The sequence below is a fragment of the Mycobacterium sp. E1747 genome (assembly GCF_001667775.1).
Taxonomy (GTDB): Bacteria; Actinomycetota; Actinomycetes; order Mycobacteriales; family Mycobacteriaceae; genus Mycobacterium.
The window spans coordinates 1-833 of the sequence record NZ_LZJI01000097.1; the positions used below are offsets into that span (position 1 = coordinate 1).

General features: G+C 62.9%; 1 protein-coding gene. It reads right to left on the bottom strand.

Annotated elements, in window-relative coordinates; translation table 11 throughout:
• A partial coding sequence (locus A5695_RS10085) for a cyclopropane mycolic acid synthase family methyltransferase (RefSeq protein ID WP_068080524.1) occupies nucleotides 1-833 on the bottom strand: 833 nt, incomplete at its 3' end.

Sequence of the window (833 nt, forward strand, 5' to 3'; positions counted from 1 at the left end):
TCGGTGTACCCCTGGCGGAACAGCTTCGCGCAGCCGACCAGGTACTTCATGTAGCGGTCGTAGACCTCTTGCGACTGGATGGCGATCGCCTTTTCGCGGTTCGACTCGAGGGCGGCCGCCCACGTTTCCAGGGTCCGCGCGTAGTGCAGCTGCAGCGAGTGCACCCGGGTCAGCTCGAAGCCGGCCGTGACGGCGTACTCCCCGACGGTCTGGGGGGTCGGGAGCCAGCCCCCGGGGAAGATTTCGGTCAGGATGAACTGCGAGAAGTGCACGATCTCGTGGGTCAGCCCCATGCCTCGCGCCCTGGCCTCCTTGAAGGACGGGCGAACGATGGTGTGCAGCAACATGACCCCGTCGGATGGCAGCGCCTCGTAGGCCATCTTGAAGAAGCGGCCGTAGCGCTGGCGGCCGAAGTGCTCGAAGGCGCCGATGGAGACGATGCGGTCGACGGGCTCGTGGAACTTCTCCCAACCCTCCAACAGCACCCGTCGGGTGCGGGGGGTGTCCATCTCGTCGAACGTCTTCTGCACGTGCTCGGCCTGGTTCTCCGACAACGTCAACCCCACGACGTTCACGTCGTACTTCTCGATGGCCCGGCGCATGGTCGCGCCCCAGCCGCAACCGATGTCGAGCAGTGTCATCCCGGGCTCGAGATTCAATTTGCCCAGCGCCAGATCGAACTTCGCGTTCTGCGCCTCTTCGAGCGTCATGTCTTCGCGTTCGAAATAAGCGCACGTATAGCCCATTGTCGGGTCTAGGAACAGTGCAAAGAACTCGTCCGAGACGTCGTAGATGGATTGCGATTCTTCGTAGAACGGAGTCAACGTGGCCAT